Raw genomic sequence first — 17500 nt, 5'->3', positions numbered from 1 at the left:
GATCACTTCCTTGAGACGGCCCCGCCCGGGGCGGGGAGCCCGCCGTCCCGGCCGCCCGGGACGCGGAGCCGGGAGCGGTCCCGGTCCGGTGCCGGGACCGGCGGGCCGGCGGGCACGAGTTCGGTGAGCGCGGCTTCCAGGACGTCCGCGGCGACCGGGGCGAGCAGGGAGCCGCGGTGGGCGTACGGATCGCCCAGCGCGCGCAGCAGCACCATGCGGGCCCCGCCCCGGCCCCCGGTCGCGGCGGCGGTGAGCTCGCGCGGGCGGATCCCCGCGGGCAGGGTCCGGGCGGCGCCGGCCCGGGTCAGCAGGTCCTCGTGGGCCGCCTCGTCCGCCGGACCCAGCAGGCCCAGGCGGCGGGAGACCGCGGCGGCGGCACGCAGGCCCAGGGCGAGCGCGTCCCCGTACGGCAGCTCCGGACCGGCGAGGCCGCGCACCGCGCGGGCGACGGGCTCGCCGTAGCGCAGGGCGGCGGCGGGTCCCCGGCCCAGCGGGTCGTGGGAGCCGAGCGCGGTCCTCGCCTCCAGGCAGAGCGAGACGAACGAGGCGAGCGCCTGCGGGTCGTACCCGCCTCCGGGCCGCAGCCGGGAGGCCACGCGCGCCGCCGACGCCGGCACGACGGCCAGCACGGTGCGCAGCAGCGGCCCCAGCCCGGCGACCTGCCGGTGCGGCGGCACGGTCGCGAGGAACTCCAGGTGGATCCGGACCAGAACGGGCGCCGCGACGCGGCCGCCGGGCCCCGCCACCGACAGGGCCGTGTCGGTCATGGCCCGCAGGGTGGTGGGCAGCCGGACCAGCGGGGGCCGGGTGCCGTCGGCGTACCGGGCCCGGTCGGCCGCTTCGATCACGCGGCTGCCGCCGAGCGCCACGGCGAGGGCGCCGTCCGGGACGACGAGGGGGCCGTCGCCCTCGGGCCACAGCACCCCGGTGGGCGCGGCGGACCCCAGCAGGCGCAGGACGCCCGCCGCGTGGCCGCGCGGCAGCCCGGGGTCGGTGACCAGCGCGATCCGGCCCGGGGCGAGGTTCCGCAGGAGGCCGGGGAGTTCGCCGGCCGGGCCGTCCCCGCAGCGGATGTGCACGGGGACGTGCGCCGGGCCGACGGGCAGGGACCGGTCGATGCGGACGGGGGAGAGGTGTGCGGACATGCCGCCCACGATCCGGGCGCCCGCACCCCAGGGGCATGAGGCCCAGACCCCTTCCCGGTCCCGCACACCGAGTCCCACCCGACCCGGCCCGGTCACCCAGAGCGACGGTCCGCAACTGTTAGTGTCGTTCCGTGGACGAAGAAGACCGGACCATCCCCCGGGTTCTGATCGTCGACGACCACCCCCTGTTCCGCGAGGGCCTGCGGGCCGCCCTGGAGAGCACCCGGGGCGCGGTCGTCGTCGCCGAGGCCGAGACCGGCGGCGAGGTCCCGGCCGCCGTGGACGAGCACCGGCCGGACGTGGTCGTGATGGACCTGTCCCTGCCCGACGTCTCCGGGATCGAGGCCACGCGCCGCCTCGCCGGCACCCACCCCGGCCTGCCGGTCCTGATGCTCACCATGTCCGACGACGACGGCAGCCTGCTCGCCGCCCTCCAGGCTGGCGCCCGCGGCTACGTGGTCAAGGGCGCGGGTTCCGAGGAGGTGCTGCACGCCCTGCGCACGGTCGCGGCGGGCGGCGCCGTCATCGGCTCCGAACTCGCCGCCCGGCTCGCGGAACTCCTGGCCGGCGGCCGCCGGCGGGACGCCGGACAGCTCTTCCCCTCCCTCACCTCCCGGGAGGTGGAGGTGCTCGAACTGATCGCGCGGGGCCACGACAACCGGCGCATCGCCCGGGAGCTGGCCCTGTCCGAGAAGACGGTCCGCAACCACATCACCCACGTCTTCGAGAAGCTCCAGGTCACCTCCCGGGCCGAGGCGGTCGCCCGGGCCCGGGACGCCGGCCTGGGCGACGACGGCTGAGCCCGGGGGCCGGGAAACCGGGACACCCGCCCCATGCGCCCGGGACCGGGGGCGCACCAGGCTGGAAACCAACGCACCGAGCGGCCGGGGAGGCCGACATGCGCACAGCAGCGAACCGGACCACCGCGAGCACGCCCCGCTCGGGGCCGGAGATGCTGCCCGCCTACGCCGTCTGCGTCCTCACCATGCTCGCCGCCATCACCTGGGGCATCGTCACCCTCACCCACATCGGCCACCCCGCGCTGCGGACCGTACGCCTCCACCTCGCCGCCGACCACGTGCTCGTCGGCCTCGGCATCGCCCTCACCGGCATGGTGTTCGCCGCCCGCCGGACCGCCCGGGTCCTCGGGTGGCTCATGCTCTGCTCCGGCTGCGCCCTCACCCTCGCCCAGGTGGTGCCGCAGACCGCCGTGGTGCACGGCGCGGGCCCGCGCGTCCTCACCGCCGTGTTCATCCTGGTGATGGTCGCCTTCACCCTGATCAACGTCATCATCTACCCCATGCCGCTGTGGCTGCCCACCGGCCGCTTCCCCCGGTGGGGCACGCCGTACGTGGCCTTCACCGCCCTGTTCAGCGCGGCCCAGCAGTACTACGTCTTCACCCGGCCCGGCTTCGTCCACTACGGCGTCGAGACCCCCATCTCCGGTCCCGGCTGGGCCGGCCTGGAGCGCCTGCTGACGCCGTGGATGGACACCGCCTCGCGCTGGGTCCCGCCCTTCATCGCGGGCGTCGGCATCCTGCTCATGGCCGTCCGCTGGCCGCGCACCGCCAAGTCCGACCGCCCCTACGCGATCCTGGCCGTGCCCTACCTGCTGTGGATCGCGGTGATCGCCGTCAACCAGTACGGCGACCCGCCGATGGGCTTCGAGGTCGTCATCGTCTACCTCGCCGCCGCGTCCTGGCCGGCGACCGTGGGCTACGTGCACATCCGGGAGCGGACCTGGGCCCTGGACCGGGCGGGGCGGCGCATCCTGACCGCCTTCGTCCTCACCTTCGGCCTGTTCATGGCCTACGCGGGCGGCGCGTTCGTCCTCGACTACTTCGCGCCCGGCTCCCTGACCCCCGAGTCCGGGCTCATGGCCTGCCTCACCCTGCTGGTGGGCGTCCTGCTGCGGCCCACCGCGCGCTGGGCCGCCCGGCTCGTCGACCGCTACTACTACGGCGAACGCGCCCAGCCCTACCAGGCGGTGCGCGCCCTCGCCGACCGGCTCAGCCACGCCCTCGACCCCGGTGACATGCCCCGCCTGCTGTGCGACACGGTCGTGCGCACCCTCCACCTGCCCGCCGCCCGCCTGGTGATCCTCACCCGGCACGGGGAACGCGAACTGGCCCGCCTGGGCAGCCCCGGCAGCGGCGACGAGGCCTTCCCCCTGGTCCACCGGGACAACGCCATCGGCCACCTCTACGTCCCGCCGCGGGCCGGCGAGCTCGCCCTCGACCAGCAGGACCGCGAGGCCGTGCGGATCCTCGCCGACCACAGCGCCCCCGCCATCGCCTCCCTCCAGCTCTACGAGGAACTCCAGACCAGCCGCGAACAGATCGTCCTGGCCCGCGAGGAGGAGCGCCGCCGGCTGCGCCACGACCTCCACGACGGCCTCGGCCCCGCCCTGTCAGGGCTGCGCCTCCAGGTCGACGCCGCCCGCGCGGCCATACCGCCCGGCACCCGGGCCACGGACTCGCTCGCCGCCGTGTCCGAGGGCATCGGGCAGGCCATCGACGAACTGCGCCACATCACCGGCGGACTCGCCCCCGCCGCCCTGGACGGCGCCGACCTGCCCCGCGCCCTGCGCCAGCTCGCCGAACACCTGGGCCGCAACCTGCGCATCACCGTCAGCCTGGCCCCCGAACCGTTCCCGGGACTGCCGGCCGCCGTGGAGGTGGCCCTCTACCGGATCGCCGCCGAAGCCCTGAACAACGTCGTCCGCCACGCCCGGGCCGGCCGCGCCCACGCGGCGGTGGTGCTCACCCCCGAGGCGGTGACGGTCGAGGTCACCGACGACGGCTCCGGCGTCCCCGCGGGCGTCCCCGCCGACGCCGGGGTGGGGCTGCGTTCGATGGCCGAGCGCGCCGAGGAGCTGGGCGGCACCTTCGACCTGGTCAGCACCGGGACCGGGACAGTGGTCAGGGCGGTGCTCCCGCGTACGGCCGGGACCGGCACGGGACCTGGGCACCATGTGCCCGGGACAGGGGGCTCCGTACGTTGATGGTCCGAAGCCCGAACGGGCCCGGAGATCCCGAGGAAGAGGAACCATCATGTACGCGAAGATCGTCAAGCTCGCTCCGGTGGCCCTGGTCACCGCCGGTCTCATCATGGCCGGTCCGGCCGCCCTGGCCGCCCCCCAGCAGCAGTCCGACGCGGTGTCGGTGCTGGAGCACAAGGCGAGCGGCAAGAAGGGGCCCTACCCCAGCAAGTCGTCCTGTGAGTCGGCCGGCAAGTCGGGCCACTACAAGAGCTACTACTGCAAGCAGCACGACCACAAGTGGTGGCTCTACTACACCACGAAGTAACAGGAGGGCAGCCCCTCCGGCCGGGCCCGGGACACACGTCCCGGGCCCGGCGCCTTGCCGTGCGCGCCCCCGCGCGCCGGGGTCAGGTGCGGGGCGCGGGCGGCGTCGGCAGGGGGGCGTCCCCCAGCTGCACGAGGGTCAGCAGGACCAGCGCGTCCGTCCACCCGAGGGGTACGACGGCCTTCGGGAGGCCCTGCGCGTCCACCGTCTCGGGGAGCTCGCCGAGCACGTTGCGCTGCGCGAGCACCCAGTCGAGCACCGCGTCGCCCTTCGCCCGCTCGCCCATCGACGACCAGGCGAGCGCGAAGAACGAGGTGCTCGCAGTCCAGGTGATGTTCCCCCACCGGGTGTCCGGGTCGCTGCCCGGAACCAGGCCGCCGTTGGGCCGCAGCAGCTCCCGGTAGGTGGTGTCGAGCGCCCCGGGCAGCCCGGCCGGGGCCACGTTGAACGGCGGCGCCATGAACGCCGCCGCGCTGTCGTGGCCGTGCAGCCCGTCCACCGTCCGCTGGTAGCCGAGCGGCGCGAACCGCTTGGCGATGCCCCGCTCCAGCCGGCCCGCCGCCTCCGTCCAGCGCGCGGCCTCCTGACCCCGCCCCAGCCCGGCGGCCAGGTCGGCGGCGGCCCGCAGCCCGGACAGCAGCGGGGCCGCCGTACCGATGTTGGCGGTGTCCGTGGGCAGTTCCCAGTAGTCCGGGGAGGCCGGCGGCAGCCCCTCCCCGTCGAGGGAGGCCGCCGCGAAGTCGGCCGCCTTCAGGATCGCCGGGTACAGCACGCGCAGCCGCTCCTCCCGGTCCGCCGCGGGCGCCGTCCGGTACCACTGCCAGGTGGCCCAGGGCACCCAGCCGTTCGCGTCCAACTGCCACCGCCGGTCGTCCGGCGGCCCCGAGCCGTCCAGCTTGGTCCGGGCCTCCCAGGTGCCGTCCGGCCGCTGCGTCCGCGCGTTGTACAGCAGGATCCGGTACGCCTCCTCGTCGTGCCCCGTGTGCGCGAACGCGGCCGCCGCGAACGCCGAGTCACGCGGCCAGGAGAAGTCCCAGAACGGGTACCAGGCCGCCGCCAGTGCCCCGTTCGGCCGCAGCAGCGCCCGCATGGACAGCAGCGCCCGCTCAGCGCCCTCGCGCCGGGTCCCCGCCGCCCCCGGCACCCGGCCCCGGGCCAGCCAGCGCCGCGACTCGGTGATCTGGGCCAGCGCGCCCGCGTCGCCCGCCTCGACCACCCGGGACTTCTCCGCGCCCTCCGGCAGGTAGCGCCAGCGGCCCGACGGCAGCACCAGCACGTTGCTGCCCTCCACGTAGCGGGCGCCGACGGCGAAGGCCGGGTCGACGGCCTCCACCGCCCGCCCGTTGGAGAGCAGGCCCGCCGTCCGGGCCGGCTTCATCGAGACCGGCACGTAGCAGGCCTCGGTCTCCCCGCACCGCTCGGACCCGGCCGGGTTCACGTAGAACGCCAGCCGGCCCGAGCCCGCCTGCCAGCCGCCCCGCGCCTGGTCGTACTGCGCCCCCGCCGGGGCGCCGGCCGCGGCCGCCCGCGTACCGTGCCAGGTCACCGCCCCCGGCTCGGCGGTGGTGGCCTGTGCGAACAGGTAGTACCGGGCGCCCGGCCGCAGGGCCGCCGCCAGCGCCACCTCCACCCAGCCCGTCCCCGGCCCGCCCAGGGCGGCCAGGTCCACGGTCGCCGAGGCGATCGCCGAGCCGGCGTCGTCCCGGGCCGTGCGCACCTGCACGCTCAGCTTCCCCGTCGCCGCCGCGCTGCCGATGAACAGCGACACCCGCGAGAGCCGGTCGTCGTCCGTGGTGAACTCCTGGGCCCCCGCCCGTCCGGCGCCGCCCGCGCCCTTGATCCCGTACAGGGCCACCTCGTGCCCCGCCTGACCGTCGAAGGCGGACCGCCCGTCGGGCGCGAGGGGCCCGCTCGCGGCGACCGCCCCGTCCGCCGTCTGCAGCAGCGTCGCCAGCAGGGCGCCGGCCAGCAGGACGGACCGTGTGCGCATCACGCATTGCCTCCACTGTGATGAAGCGTCAAGAAGCCCGGCAGAGCGCGTGCGCGTACCCGTACGCGGCGCTATTCATCCAATATCCCCGGCCGTGGCCCCACCGGGGTACGTGATCGCCGCTGCCGCGCCGGACACCCCGAAGCACCGCCCGGACGGTCCAACGCCCCGTCACCGGCCGGGGTAACGCACCGGTTCCAGTCAACGCCTCACCCGTGCTCCACAGCCGCACCAGCGACACACCACCGCACTCGAGCACGCTCTCCCTGTCCAGGCACGCGCACCCCTGCGCGAGGCCGATCCGACCGGCACACGAGGCGCCGGGCCACACCCACGGGGGAAAAGTGATCACTCGACGGACCGCACTCCGGGCAGGCGTCGCCGCCACCAGCATCGTCGGCACCGGCGGCATGCTGCTGCCCGCCGTGACCGCCTCCGCGACCGGCCCGTCCGGAGCCAAGGCCGGCGCCGCCGAGCTCGACGCCGCGGGCATAACCAAGTTCAAGCAGAAGATGCCCCTGCCCCCGGTCCTCCAGCCCTACCTGAACACGGGCACCACCAGCTACTACCGGATGACCCTGAAGGAAGCCACCAAGGAGATCGTCCCGGGCCTGAGAACCCCGCTGCGCACCTTCAACGGCTCCTTCCCCGGCCCCGTCATCAAGGCCGAGTCCGGCCGGCGCGTCGTCATCAAGCAGACCAACCAGCTCGCCGTCCCCACCTCGATCCACCTGCACGGCGCCCACGTCCCGACGGACAGCGACGGCGCCCCGATGGACCTGATCCCGGCCGGCGGCGGCACCAAGACGTACACGTACCCCAACACGCAGCCGCACGCGAACCTGTGGTTCCACGACCACGCCCACCACATGGAGTCGGAGAACGTCTTCCGCGGGATGACGGGCACCTACATCCTCACCGACGACATCGAGCGCCGCCTGCGCCTGCCCTCCGGCCAGTACGACGTCCCGATCGCGCTGCGCGACGCCCGCTTCCTGGAGAGCGGCGAACTCGTCTACGCCATGGGCGACTTCATGAAGCGCAACGTCATCCTCGCCAACGGCAAGTCCTGGCCGTACTTCGAGGTCGCGGCCCGCAAGTACCGCTTCCGCCTCACCAACACCTCCAACCAGCGCTTCTTCGACCTGCACCTCGCGGACAACTCCGAGCTCGTCCAGATCGGCACCGACGGCGGCCTGCTCCCCGCCCCGCACCGCACCGACGTGGTCAAGATCAGCCCCGGCGAGCGCGCCGACGTCGTCATCGACTTCTCCCGGTACCCCGTCGGCACCGTCATCGAGCTGCACAACAAGGACATCGCCCCGTTCGAGTCCGTGGACGTGGTCGGCAAGGTCCTCCAGTTCCGCGTCACCCGCAAGGCGGCCGACCACAGCGTCGTCCCGGACCGGCTGCGCACCCTGCCCGCGCTCGGCCCGGCCAGCGTCAACCGCGAGTTCGACATGCGGATGGACGAGGCCCCCGGCGGCATGGCGTACATCAACGGCAAGACGTTCGACATGGACCGGATCGACACCGAGATCGCCTACGGTGCCACCGAGATCTGGACCGTGACGAACAGCAACAAGATCGCCCCGCACAACTTCCACATGCACCTGGTGCAGTTCCGGGTGCTGGAGCGCAACGGCAAGCCCGTCACCTCCGGCCCCGAGACCGGCCTGAAGGACACCGTGCCGCTCAAGCCGGGCGAGACCGTCAAGCTCCAGGCCACCTTCGACGGCTACCGCGGCACCTACGTCTACCACTGCCACCTCTTCGACCACGGCGCCATGGGCATGATGGCCAACATGCGCATCTCCTGACGCACGTCGCCCCCCTCCCTCCCCGGCGGCCGGATCCGGCCGCCGGGGCGCACCCGTCCCCGTTGCCGAACCGGGGCCGTGATCGTTCGCCCCGTGACGGGCAGTCGGGCGGGAACCGGACACGAGGCGGGGCGACGGCATGCGGATGGGGCGCAGGGCGGTACTGCGGGCGGCTTCGGCCGGGGCACTGGCGGCACTGGCCGGCACCGGGACCGGGGCGCCGCCGGCGGCCGCCCGTCCGGCCGCCGCCCCCCGGACGGACGGCCGGGCCCTGCTGCGCCTGACCCGCGCCACCAACGGCGCGGCCACCGCCACCGCCGACGGGCGGCGCGTCGTCGCCGAGGTGCAGAACGTCCTGTGGTCCCTCCCGCCGGACGGCTCGCCCGCCACCCCGCTCACCCCGCCCGACCTGGAACCCGGCCGGCCCGTGTTCTCCCCGGACGGCCGCCGCGTCGCCATGAGCGCCTACCGGGGCGGCACCTTCCACATCTGGGTGATGCGCGCCGACGGCACCGGCCTGCGCCGCCTCACCGACGGCCCCTTCGACCACCGCGCCCCCGCCTGGTCACCCGACGGCCGCACCCTCGCCTTCTGCTCCGAACGGGGCGGCGACCCCGTCACCGGCAGCCCGTACCGGATCTGGACCGTCTCCCTCGCCGACGGCGGCCTGCGCCGCCTCACCGGAGCGCCCGGACAGGCCGGCCCCGGCCAGGACGGCCCCTGGGAGGACCTCGACCCGGTCTTCTCGCCCGACGGCGGGCGCGTCCTCTTCCTGCGCGCCACTCCCGAGGCCGAGACCCTTCCCGCCCGCACCCTCGCCTCCGTCGCCGCCGACGGCAGCGGCCCCGTACGGACCGAACACACCGTCACCAGCGGCAGCCTGCTGGCCCCCGCCCTGTCCCCGGCGGGCCGCACCGCCTGGCTCTCCGCCGCCCCCGGACCCCGCAGGGCCGAGAAGCTCACCCTGTACGCCGACGGCCGCCCCGTCCCCCTCGACGGCGACCTCGCCCCCGCACCCCCGCGCTGGATCGGCGACGACCGGCTGCTGATCACCCTCGACGGCCGGTTCCGGGTGATCCGCCCCCACCGCGACGGCCCCGCCCGGGACATCCCCCTCGACGCCACCCTCGAAGTACCCCGCCCCCGCTACCGGGTCAAGGAGTACGACCTCGAAGCCGACCGGCCCCGCCGGGTACGCGGCATCCACCTCCCCGCCCTCTCGCCCGACGCCCGCAGCGTCGCCTTCGCCGCCCTCGGCGCCCTGTGGACCGCACCCGTCACCGGCGGAGCCCCCCGCCGGATCCTCCAGGCACCCGCCACCGCCTACGTCCAGGGCCCGGTGTGGACCCCCGACGGGCGCGCCCTGCTCTACACCGACGACCGCGACGGGCTGAACACCGTACGCCGCCGCGAACTCGCCGACGGCCGCGACGGCGTGCTCTCCCCGCCCGGCCGCGTCTACGGCTCCCTCTCCCCGGACGGCACCCGGCTCGTCGCCCTCGACCTCGCCGGGCGGCTGATCGTCCGCGACCTCGCCTCCGGCACCGACACCCCGCTCGTCACCGCCCTCGGCGGCGGAGGCCTGCCCGGTCCGCCCAGCTGGGCCCCCGACGGCCGCCACCTCGCCCTCTGCGACCGCAACCGGCTCAGCCGCCGCTTCCGCGAGGGCTACAACCTCATCCGGATCGTCGACACCGCCACCGGTACCGCCCGCCTCCACGCCCTCGCCCCCCACACCTCCCTCTCCGACCGCTACGCGTCCGGCCCCGTCTGGTCGCCCGACGGCCGCTTCCTCGCCTGCGTCGCCGAATCCGAGCTGTGGCTGCTGCCCGTCACCCCCGACGGCACCCCCGCGGGCCCCGCCCGCCGCCTCACCGGCGAACCCGCCGACCACCCCTCCTGGTCCGCCGACTCCCGCACCCTGCTCTACCAGTCCAACGCCCGGCTGCGCCTGCTCTCCCTCCGCCCCGACGGCACCCCCGACGGCGCACCCCGCACCGTCCCCGTCTCCCTCACCTACCGCCGCCCCGAGCCCGTCGACACCGTGGTCCGCGCCGGACTCCTGTGGGACGCCACCGGAACCCCGCCCCGCGCCGACGTCGACCTGCTCATCAGCGGCGGCCGCGTCACCGCCGTCGAACCGCACCGCCCGCGCCGCCGGGCCGCCCGCACCGTCGACGCCTCCGGGGGCACCGTCCTGCCGGGCCTGTGGGACGCGCACGTCCACCCGTACCCGTACACCTACGGGGCCCGCCAGGGCGCCCTGCACCTGGCCTACGGCATCACCACCGCCGTCTCCCTCGGCGGCTCCGCCTACGAACAGGCCCGCCTGCGCGAGGACATCCGCGCCGGACGCCTCGCCGCCCCCCGGCTGCTGGCCGGCGGCGAACTCCTCGACGGCTCCCGCGTCGCCTACAGCATGGGCCGCGCCCACCGCACCCGCGCCGGACTCGCCCGCTCCCTGGCCCGCGCCGAGGCCCTGGACTGGGACTTCGTCAAGACCTACGTCCGAGCCCCCTACGCCTTCATGGAGCAGGCCGCCCGCTTCGCCCACGAGACCCTCGGCGTCCGCTCCGGCTCCCACCTGTGCGCCCCCGGCATCCAGTCCGGCCAGGACCTCACCACCCACCTGGTCGCCACCGAACGCGCCGAGTACGGCCACGGCGCGACCCCCGCCGGCCACACCCACCAGGACACCCTGGAGGTCTACACCCGGGGCGGCTTCGACCTCGTCGCCACCCCCTTCACCGCCCTGCCCCTGATCGGCGCCGACCCCTCGCTCGCCGCCGACCGCCGGGTCACCGCGATGATGCCGCCCTGGGACGCCGCCACCCTCAAGACCGCCGCCGGCCGGCCGCCGACCCCGGAGCAGTACACCGCCCTCGAACGCGAAGTCGCCGTCTACCGCGCCGTACTCGAAGGCGGCGGCCGCGTCGCCCTCGGCACCGACGCCCCGCTCACCCCCGTCGGCCTCCACCTCCACCTCGCCCTGCGCGCCCTCCACCGCTACGGCCTCTCGCCCGCCGAGGCCCTCACCACCGCCACCCGCACCCCCGCCCGCGTCTACGGCGCCGACGCGCACCTCGGCACCGCCGAACCGGGCAAGCTCGCCGACCTCACCCTCGTCGACGGCGACCCCTTCACCGACTTCGCCGACCTGGTCCGCGTACGGGCGGTCCTGCGCGCCGGCACCCCGTACGCGCGCGCCGACCTGGAAGCCGCCTACCCCGACCCCGCCGCCCAGGCCCCCGAACAGGCCTGGCGGCCCGTGCTGCGCCAGCTCCACCGCGACTCCTGCTGCACCGCCCACCGGGTCAACGGACGCTTCCTGTAGGGGGGTTACCCCCACCCTCCGGAAGCCGGTCTGCCGGATGGGACGCCGGGGCGGGCTGAAAGAGGCTTGCCCCATGACGAACTCCCGGAACAAGGCCCTCCTCCTCGCCCTCTCCGCCGCGGCCGCCGCCACCGCGGTCACCGCCGCCACCCTCCCCGCCCAGGCGGCCGCGGCCCCCCGCGCCGAGGTGCCCGCCCTCACCTGGCAGCCCTGCGCCAAGCCCGGCGGCCCCGCAGGCCAGGAGTGCGCCGACCTCCCCGTCCCCCTCGACTACGCCGACCCCCGCGGCCCGCAGATCAAGGTGGCCGTGTCCCGGATCCGCAGCGACCGCCCCGAGGCCCGCCGCGGCACCCTCGTCGTCATCCCAGGCGGCCCGGGCGGCTCCGGCGTACAGCGCCTGACGCAGAAGGGCGAGGCCCTGCGCCAGCAGCTCGGCGGCGCCTACGACCTCGTCGCCTTCGACCCCCGCGGCGTCGGCGGCTCCACCACCGCGAGCTGCGGACTCGCCCCCGAGGACCGCTTCCTCACCGCCCTGCGCTCCTGGCCCGCCCCCGACGGCGACATCACCGAGAACCTCGCCCGCTCCCGCCGCACCGCCGAGGCCTGCGCCCGCAACGGCGGACCCGTGCTGCGCAGCTTCACCACCGCCAACCAGGTCCGCGACATGGACCGCCTCCGCGCCGCGCTCGGCGAGCGCAAGCTCTCCGCATGGGGAGTCTCGTACGGCACCTACGTCGGCGCCGTGTACGCCCAGACCTACCCCGGGCGCACCGACCGCTGGGTCCTCGACAGCAGCGGCGACCCCGACCCCAAGCGGGTCGCCCGGGGCTGGCTCGCCAACATGGCCCAGGGTTCCGACGACCGCTTCCCCGACTTCGCCGCCTGGGCCGCCCACCCCGACCGCGACAAGGACGGCCTGCGCCTCGCGCAGCACCCCGAGGACGTCGAACCCCTGCTGCTCTCGCTCTTCGCCTCCCTGGACCGCACCCCCCGCCCGTCCACCACCCCCGGCGTGCCCCTGACCGGCAACGGCCTGCGCCAGGCCCTGCAGAACACCCTCTACAGCGACTCCGCCTTCCCCGCCTTCACCCGGCTCGTCGCCGCCCTGCGCGACCCGGCCCACACCCCCGCCCTCCCGCCGGAGCTCGCCCGCCCCCTGCGCGACGAGGACGCCGCCCAGCTCGTCGCGGTCCTCTGCAACGACGTGGCCTGGCCCGGCGGTTCGCAGGCCGACCGGCAGCACGCCGTCGACGAGGACCGGGCCCGGCACCCGCTGACGGCCGGCATGCCGGTCAACGTGCTCCCGTGTTCCTTCTGGAAGGACGCCCCCGAGGACAAGCCCACGAAGATCACCAACCACGGCCCCTCCGACATCCTGATGATCCAGAGCCGCCGCGACCCCTCCACCCCCCACTCCAAGAGCCTCAAGATGCGCGAGGCCCTCGGCGACCGGGCCGTCCTCGTCACCGTCGAGCAGGGCGGCCACGGCGTCTACCTCGGCAACGGCAACGCCTGCGGCGACCGCACCGTCACCCGCTTCCTCACCACCGGCGAGCGCCCCGCCCGCGACACGAGCTGCGCGAACTGAGCCCCCGGGCCCGCGCGGCGCGCGGGCTCACCCGTACGGCGGCACGATGGAACGTACAGTCCCTTCCTCCCACAGGGCCGTGGAGATCATCATGAGCACGCACAAGGCGGGGCCCGACACCACCGTTCTCGCCGACTGCCTGGAAGTCCCCGGAATCGGCTTCGTCCCCGTCAACGCCTTCGTCCTGCACGCCGAGGAGCCCGTCGTCGTCGACACCGGCCTGGGCCTGCCCGACCGGGACTTCCTCGCCACCCTCGCCGGCGTGATCGACCCGGCCGACGTGCGCTGGATCTGGCTGACCCACCCCGACCGCGACCACACCGGCGGCCTCTTCGCCCTCCTGGAGGCCGCACCCCGCGCCCGGGTGATCACCACCTTCCTCGGCGTCGGCGAGATGTCCACCGAGTGTCCATTGCCCCTGGACCGGGTGTACCTGCTCAACCCGGGGCAGAGCCTGTCCGTCGGAGACCGCACCCTGCACGCCTTCCGGCCCCCGCTCTTCGACAACCCGGCCACCGTCGGCTTCTTCGACGACCGCACCGGCACCTGCTACAGCTCCGACTGCTTCGGCGCCCCGCTGCCCACCGCGGACCTCGCCACCTGCCCCGACGTCGCCGAAGTCGACGCCGAGGACCTCAAGGCCGCCCAGCTCCTGTGGGCCAGCGTGGACAGCCCCTGGGCCCAGACCGCGGACCCGGCCCGCTTCCTCGCCACCGCAGACCCGCTGCGCTCCGCCGACCCCGGCACCGTCCTCTCCACCCACCTGCCCCCGGCGACCGGCCTGACCCCACGGCTCCTGGACACCCTCACCGCGGTCCCGGGCCTCACCCCCTTCACCGGCCCCGACCAGGCCGCCCTGGAACAGATGCTCGCCGCCTTCGCCCCGGGCCCCCACTAGCCCCGGCGGCCGCCCGGATCCTCCGGCTCCGAACCGCCTCCGTACGGGGGCCGGGGAGCGGATCCCCCGCGAGTCACACGACCGCCCGCCGGGCCGGTGGTTGACTGGCCGCATGCCGCTCGACTCCTACGGGGTGCTGTCGGGAACGCTGCACCGCCACTTCCGCGACACGCCCGACACCCAGGGGCACTGGTTCCACGTCAACCTGGAGGTGGACGCGCCCGCCGGCCGGTACCGGTGCGCGGTCGACGTGGACAGCAAACAGTCCACCACCGGCGTCCAGTGGAAGGTGTTCACCCTGGCCGCCTCCGTGCTCGACCCGGTGCCCTCCCTGGACCCCGGCTACCACGAGCTCTCCATGACCCCGGGCTCCGGCGCCCTCGACTACCAGCGCCACCCGGCCCTCCAGCACCGCCCCGGCTGCTCCTTCCCCGTCCGCCCGCCCGCCTGGCTGAAGGACCTGATGGACCGGCTGAACCCGCCCCGCCCCTGGATCTCGGGCTCCAACCTCGACGCGGCGCAGGCCCTGGAACCCATCCTGCTGCCCGGCCGGGAGGTCATGGTCTTCGGGGAGCCCTTCGACCACGGGCTCGGCATGCACAACATCCACCAGAACCAGGGCGACCCGTACGGCAGCCAGTGGTGGGACGACAACGGCACCTGGCAGGACGGCGCCACCCTCACCCGCCGCCCGGACGGGCTGTACGACGTCTTCCTCAACCGGTTCTCCAGCCAGGCCGAACACACCGGACCCGACGGCCACCCCGTCTGATGCCGGGGGAACGCTTCGACACCTGGGCCGCGGGCGACGGCTACGAGCGCTACATGGGCCGCTGGAGCCGCCCGGTGGCAGAGGCCTTCGCGGGCTCGCTCGGGGTCGACCCCGGAGCCCGGTGGCTCGACGCCGGATGCGGTACGGGCGCACTGGCCGGGGCGGTGGCGGCCCGCTGCCGGCCGGGGCTGGTGCTGGGCGTGGACCGTTCCGCCGCCTTCGTGGCCGCGGCCCGGGCCGCCGCGGCCCCGGCCGGTGCCGCGGGGCCGGTCTTCGCGGTGGCCGACGCCCAGGCGCTGCCGGTGCGCGACGGGGCCTTCGACGCCGCCGTCAGCGCCCTCGCGCTGAACTTCCTGCCCGCCCCCGGCGCGGCGGTCGCGGAGGCCGCCCGGGCGGTGCGGCCGGGCGGGCTGGTCGCCGCGTACGTCTGGGACTACGCCGAGGGCATGGGACTGCTGGGGCACTTCTGGGACGCGGCCGTCGCCCTGGACCCGTCGGCGGCCGCCCTGGACGAGCGCCGCCGCTTCCCCCTGTGCCGGCCGGAGCCGCTGCGGGCGCTGTGGGCGGGGGCGGGGCTGGACGCGGTGGAGGTCGTCCCGGTCGAGGTGGCGACCGTGTTCACCGGCTTCGCGGACCTGTGGGAGCCCTTCCTGGCCGGTCAGGGCCCCGCCCCCGGCTACGTGGCCTCCCTGGCCCCCGCCGGACGCGGGAGGCTGCGCGACGCGCTCGCCGGGGCCCTGCCCGTCCGGTCCGACGGGTCGATCGCGCTGACCGCCCGCGCCTGGGCGGTCAGCGGCCGCCGAACAGATCGCTGAAGGGGTCCGAGGCCTGCGCCCGGACGGCGGGGAGCTGCCGGTAGAGGGCGTCGCCCGGGCATTCGGTGGCGAAGACGTCGCGGTGGCCGGAGACCCGCTCCACCGTCACCCGCTCACCGGCCCCGAACCGCCCGTTGCCGACGGACGCGATCAGCTCCACGGTGCCCGAGGGGCCGTGCCCGTACCGGCCCAGGGCCCAGGCCGCCAGCCGGGCGACGGCCGCCGTGGCCTCGGGCGGCGCCTCCACCTCGGTGTACCGGCCGATCACCGCGACGCCGAGGGTGTCGGCGTTGAAGCCGAGGGTGTGCGCCCCGGTCACCGGCCGGCCGGAGCCGCCGGCCCGGCCCTCGAAGACCGTGCCGCACTTGTCGACCACGTAGTTGTAGCCGAGGTCCTTCCAGCCGTTGACCCGCTGGTGGAGGGCCTGCAGGCCGCGTACGACGGCGGGGGAGTCGGAGCAGTCGTAGTCGTTGCTCTGGGCGGTGTGGTGGACGAACACGGCCTTGACGTCCCTGCCGTACACGGCGGCCTCCCCGGGGCCCTCGGACGCGCCCCAGCGGGCGCGGGGGACGATCCGTGGCCGGGAGCCGGCGCCGGACGCCACCGCGTACGCGGCCGGCTCGGGGGCGGCGGCGACGGGTGCGGGGTCCGGCCCCGGATCGACCAGGTCCAGGCGCACCCCGCGCGGCAGCTCCCCGCGGCCGGCGGACGCCCGCACCTCCACGGCGTCGGACGGCCCGGCCCACCACGGCTCCCCGCCCTCCACCACCGTCCACGGCGACCAGTGCCCGGAGCCCCGCTCCCGGGCGCGGACCCGGTACGTGCCGGCGCCCGGGCCGCCGGGGCGGTCGGCGGGCGCGGTGACGGCGAGCATGCTGAAGGGGGTCCGGGCGTCCGCGAGGACGGGGGCGCCCGCCGAGGTCAGGGTGACGGCGCGCGGCGCCGGGGGAGCGGCGGCCGGTTCGCCGCCGACCGCGGCCACGGTGACGAGCAGACAGCCCAGGGCGGCGGTGACGGGCGTCAGCGGGAATCCGCGGGTGCGCAACTCGGCTCTCTCCAGGATCCCCGGACGTCGGTGGACGAGAACCGGGACAGCGGCTGCTGCGATGCGCCCCCGAACCGTTCCCGGGCCCCGCGGACACAAGGCGCCGACCGGGCTGGAAGTGCCCGGCCGGCGCTCTGTGTACTTCGCTGACCGTCCCCTTCAACGAGCCGGCGCCGCGGGGGTCACGGCCGCCGGCCGACGGATTCCTCCGGTCCCTGCGGTCCCGCCGATCAGTTGGCGGCGTAGACGCGTACCGCGAACTCCGCGATGTCCGCGTCGGAGAGGTTCTTCGCCAGATTCGCCTCGGTGATCATGCCGACCAGGCGGCGGCCGCCTTCCACGTCGATGACGGGCAGCCGCTTGATCTGGTGGACCTCCATGGTGTCCAGCGCCTCCATGGCGTTGCTGTCGGCGTCGATCCAGTGCAGGGTGCCGGCGAGGTCCCCGGCCCGCACCGCCGCCGGGTCCTTGCCGTCGGCGCAGCACTTGACGACGATGTCGCGGTCGGTGATGAGTCCCTTGAGCCGCCCGTCGTCCCCGCAGATCGGCAGGGAACCGACGTTCAGCTCGCGCATCATGCGGGCCGCGTCCTGCAGGGACTGGCCCTCGCGGACGCACTGCACGCCCTTGGTCATGATGTCCCGGGCCAGCAGGTTCCTGTCCATGGTTCCTCCTTCCGTGCCCTCCCCTTCGAGGACAGCACGGATGGAGCGGCGCGGCGCGCCGGGAGTGCCGGGCTCCGGGCCCGGAAAGATTATTGACCGTTCGTTCCAGATAGCTTTATG

13 protein-coding genes are annotated in these 17500 nt (G+C 75.5%); 9 read left to right on the top strand and 4 right to left on the bottom strand.

From position 1 onward, the window contains the following. Positions 1-2: 2 nt before the first annotated feature. Complete coding sequence (locus OG553_RS01660) at positions 3-1145, bottom strand: hypothetical protein (protein WP_405977207.1); 1143 nt, start codon at positions 1143-1145, stop codon at positions 3-5. Between the two features lie 131 nt (positions 1146-1276). Here OG553_RS01660 and OG553_RS01655 point away from each other — a divergent pair, with 131 nt between their 5' ends. The 3 genes from OG553_RS01655 (at position 1277) to OG553_RS01645 (ending at position 4453) form a co-directional block, all read left to right on the top strand. After that, complete coding sequence (locus OG553_RS01655; RefSeq protein WP_405977206.1) at positions 1277-1945, top strand: response regulator; 669 nt, start codon at positions 1277-1279, stop codon at positions 1943-1945. A gap of 98 nt (positions 1946-2043) precedes the next feature. Then, positions 2044-4149 (top strand): sensor histidine kinase, encoded by a 2106-nt coding sequence (locus OG553_RS01650; protein WP_405977205.1) that lies wholly within the window; start codon positions 2044-2046, stop codon positions 4147-4149. 49 nt (positions 4150-4198) lie between these two features. Beyond that, positions 4199-4453 (top strand): hypothetical protein, encoded by a 255-nt coding sequence (locus OG553_RS01645; RefSeq protein WP_405977204.1) that lies wholly within the window; start codon positions 4199-4201, stop codon positions 4451-4453. Positions 4454-4535: 82 nt separating this feature from the next. Here the strand turns inward: OG553_RS01645 and OG553_RS01640 are convergent, their stop codons facing one another. Continuing rightward, positions 4536-6443 (bottom strand): choice-of-anchor R domain-containing protein, encoded by a 1908-nt coding sequence (locus tag OG553_RS01640; RefSeq protein WP_405982920.1) that lies wholly within the window; start codon positions 6441-6443, stop codon positions 4536-4538. Between the two features lie 344 nt (positions 6444-6787). Between OG553_RS01640 and OG553_RS01635 the strand changes: the two genes are divergently transcribed. From OG553_RS01635 to OG553_RS01610, 6 genes are all read left to right on the top strand, one after another. Further along, complete coding sequence (locus OG553_RS01635) at positions 6788-8263, top strand: multicopper oxidase family protein (protein ID WP_405977203.1); 1476 nt, start codon at positions 6788-6790, stop codon at positions 8261-8263. A 139-nt stretch (positions 8264-8402) separates the two neighbouring features. Beyond that, positions 8403-11597, top strand: a complete 3195-nt coding sequence (locus OG553_RS01630) for an amidohydrolase family protein (protein ID WP_405977202.1) — start codon at positions 8403-8405, stop codon at positions 11595-11597. Positions 11598-11670: 73 nt separating this feature from the next. Further along, entirely contained in the window at positions 11671-13185 is a 1515-nt protein-coding gene (locus OG553_RS01625; RefSeq protein ID WP_405977201.1) for an alpha/beta hydrolase, read from the top strand. 91 nt (positions 13186-13276) lie between these two features. Further along, positions 13277-14083 carry an MBL fold metallo-hydrolase gene (locus OG553_RS01620; RefSeq protein WP_405977200.1) on the top strand — a complete coding sequence of 269 codons (807 nt, stop codon included), beginning with the start codon at positions 13277-13279 and terminating at the stop codon, positions 14081-14083. Between the two features lie 112 nt (positions 14084-14195). After that, positions 14196-14855, top strand: a complete 660-nt coding sequence (locus OG553_RS01615) for a DUF2278 family protein (protein ID WP_405977199.1) — start codon at positions 14196-14198, stop codon at positions 14853-14855. Continuing rightward, entirely contained in the window at positions 14855-15670 is an 816-nt protein-coding gene (locus OG553_RS01610; protein WP_405977198.1) for a class I SAM-dependent methyltransferase, read from the top strand. Before OG553_RS01615 ends, OG553_RS01610 begins: the two co-directional genes overlap by 1 nt. On the opposite strand, the gene OG553_RS01605 is transcribed toward OG553_RS01610, so the two are convergent. Further along, entirely contained in the window at positions 15645-16715 is a 1071-nt protein-coding gene (locus tag OG553_RS01605; protein WP_405977197.1) for an N-acetylmuramoyl-L-alanine amidase, read from the bottom strand. The two genes, OG553_RS01610 and OG553_RS01605, sit on opposite strands and share 26 nt — an antisense overlap. A 230-nt stretch (positions 16716-16945) precedes the next feature. Continuing rightward, positions 16946-17380: a CBS domain-containing protein gene (locus OG553_RS01600; RefSeq protein WP_405977196.1), complete on the bottom strand. Its 435-nt coding sequence runs from the start codon at positions 17378-17380 to the stop codon at positions 16946-16948. Between the last annotated feature and the right edge of the window lie 120 nt (positions 17381-17500).

The organism is Streptomyces sp. NBC_00158, from assembly GCF_045160885.1.
Classification (GTDB): domain Bacteria; phylum Actinomycetota; class Actinomycetes; order Streptomycetales; family Streptomycetaceae; genus Streptomyces.
The sequence above is the reverse complement of the archived record's forward strand: the minus strand, read 5'-3'. Positions and strand labels throughout refer to the sequence as shown.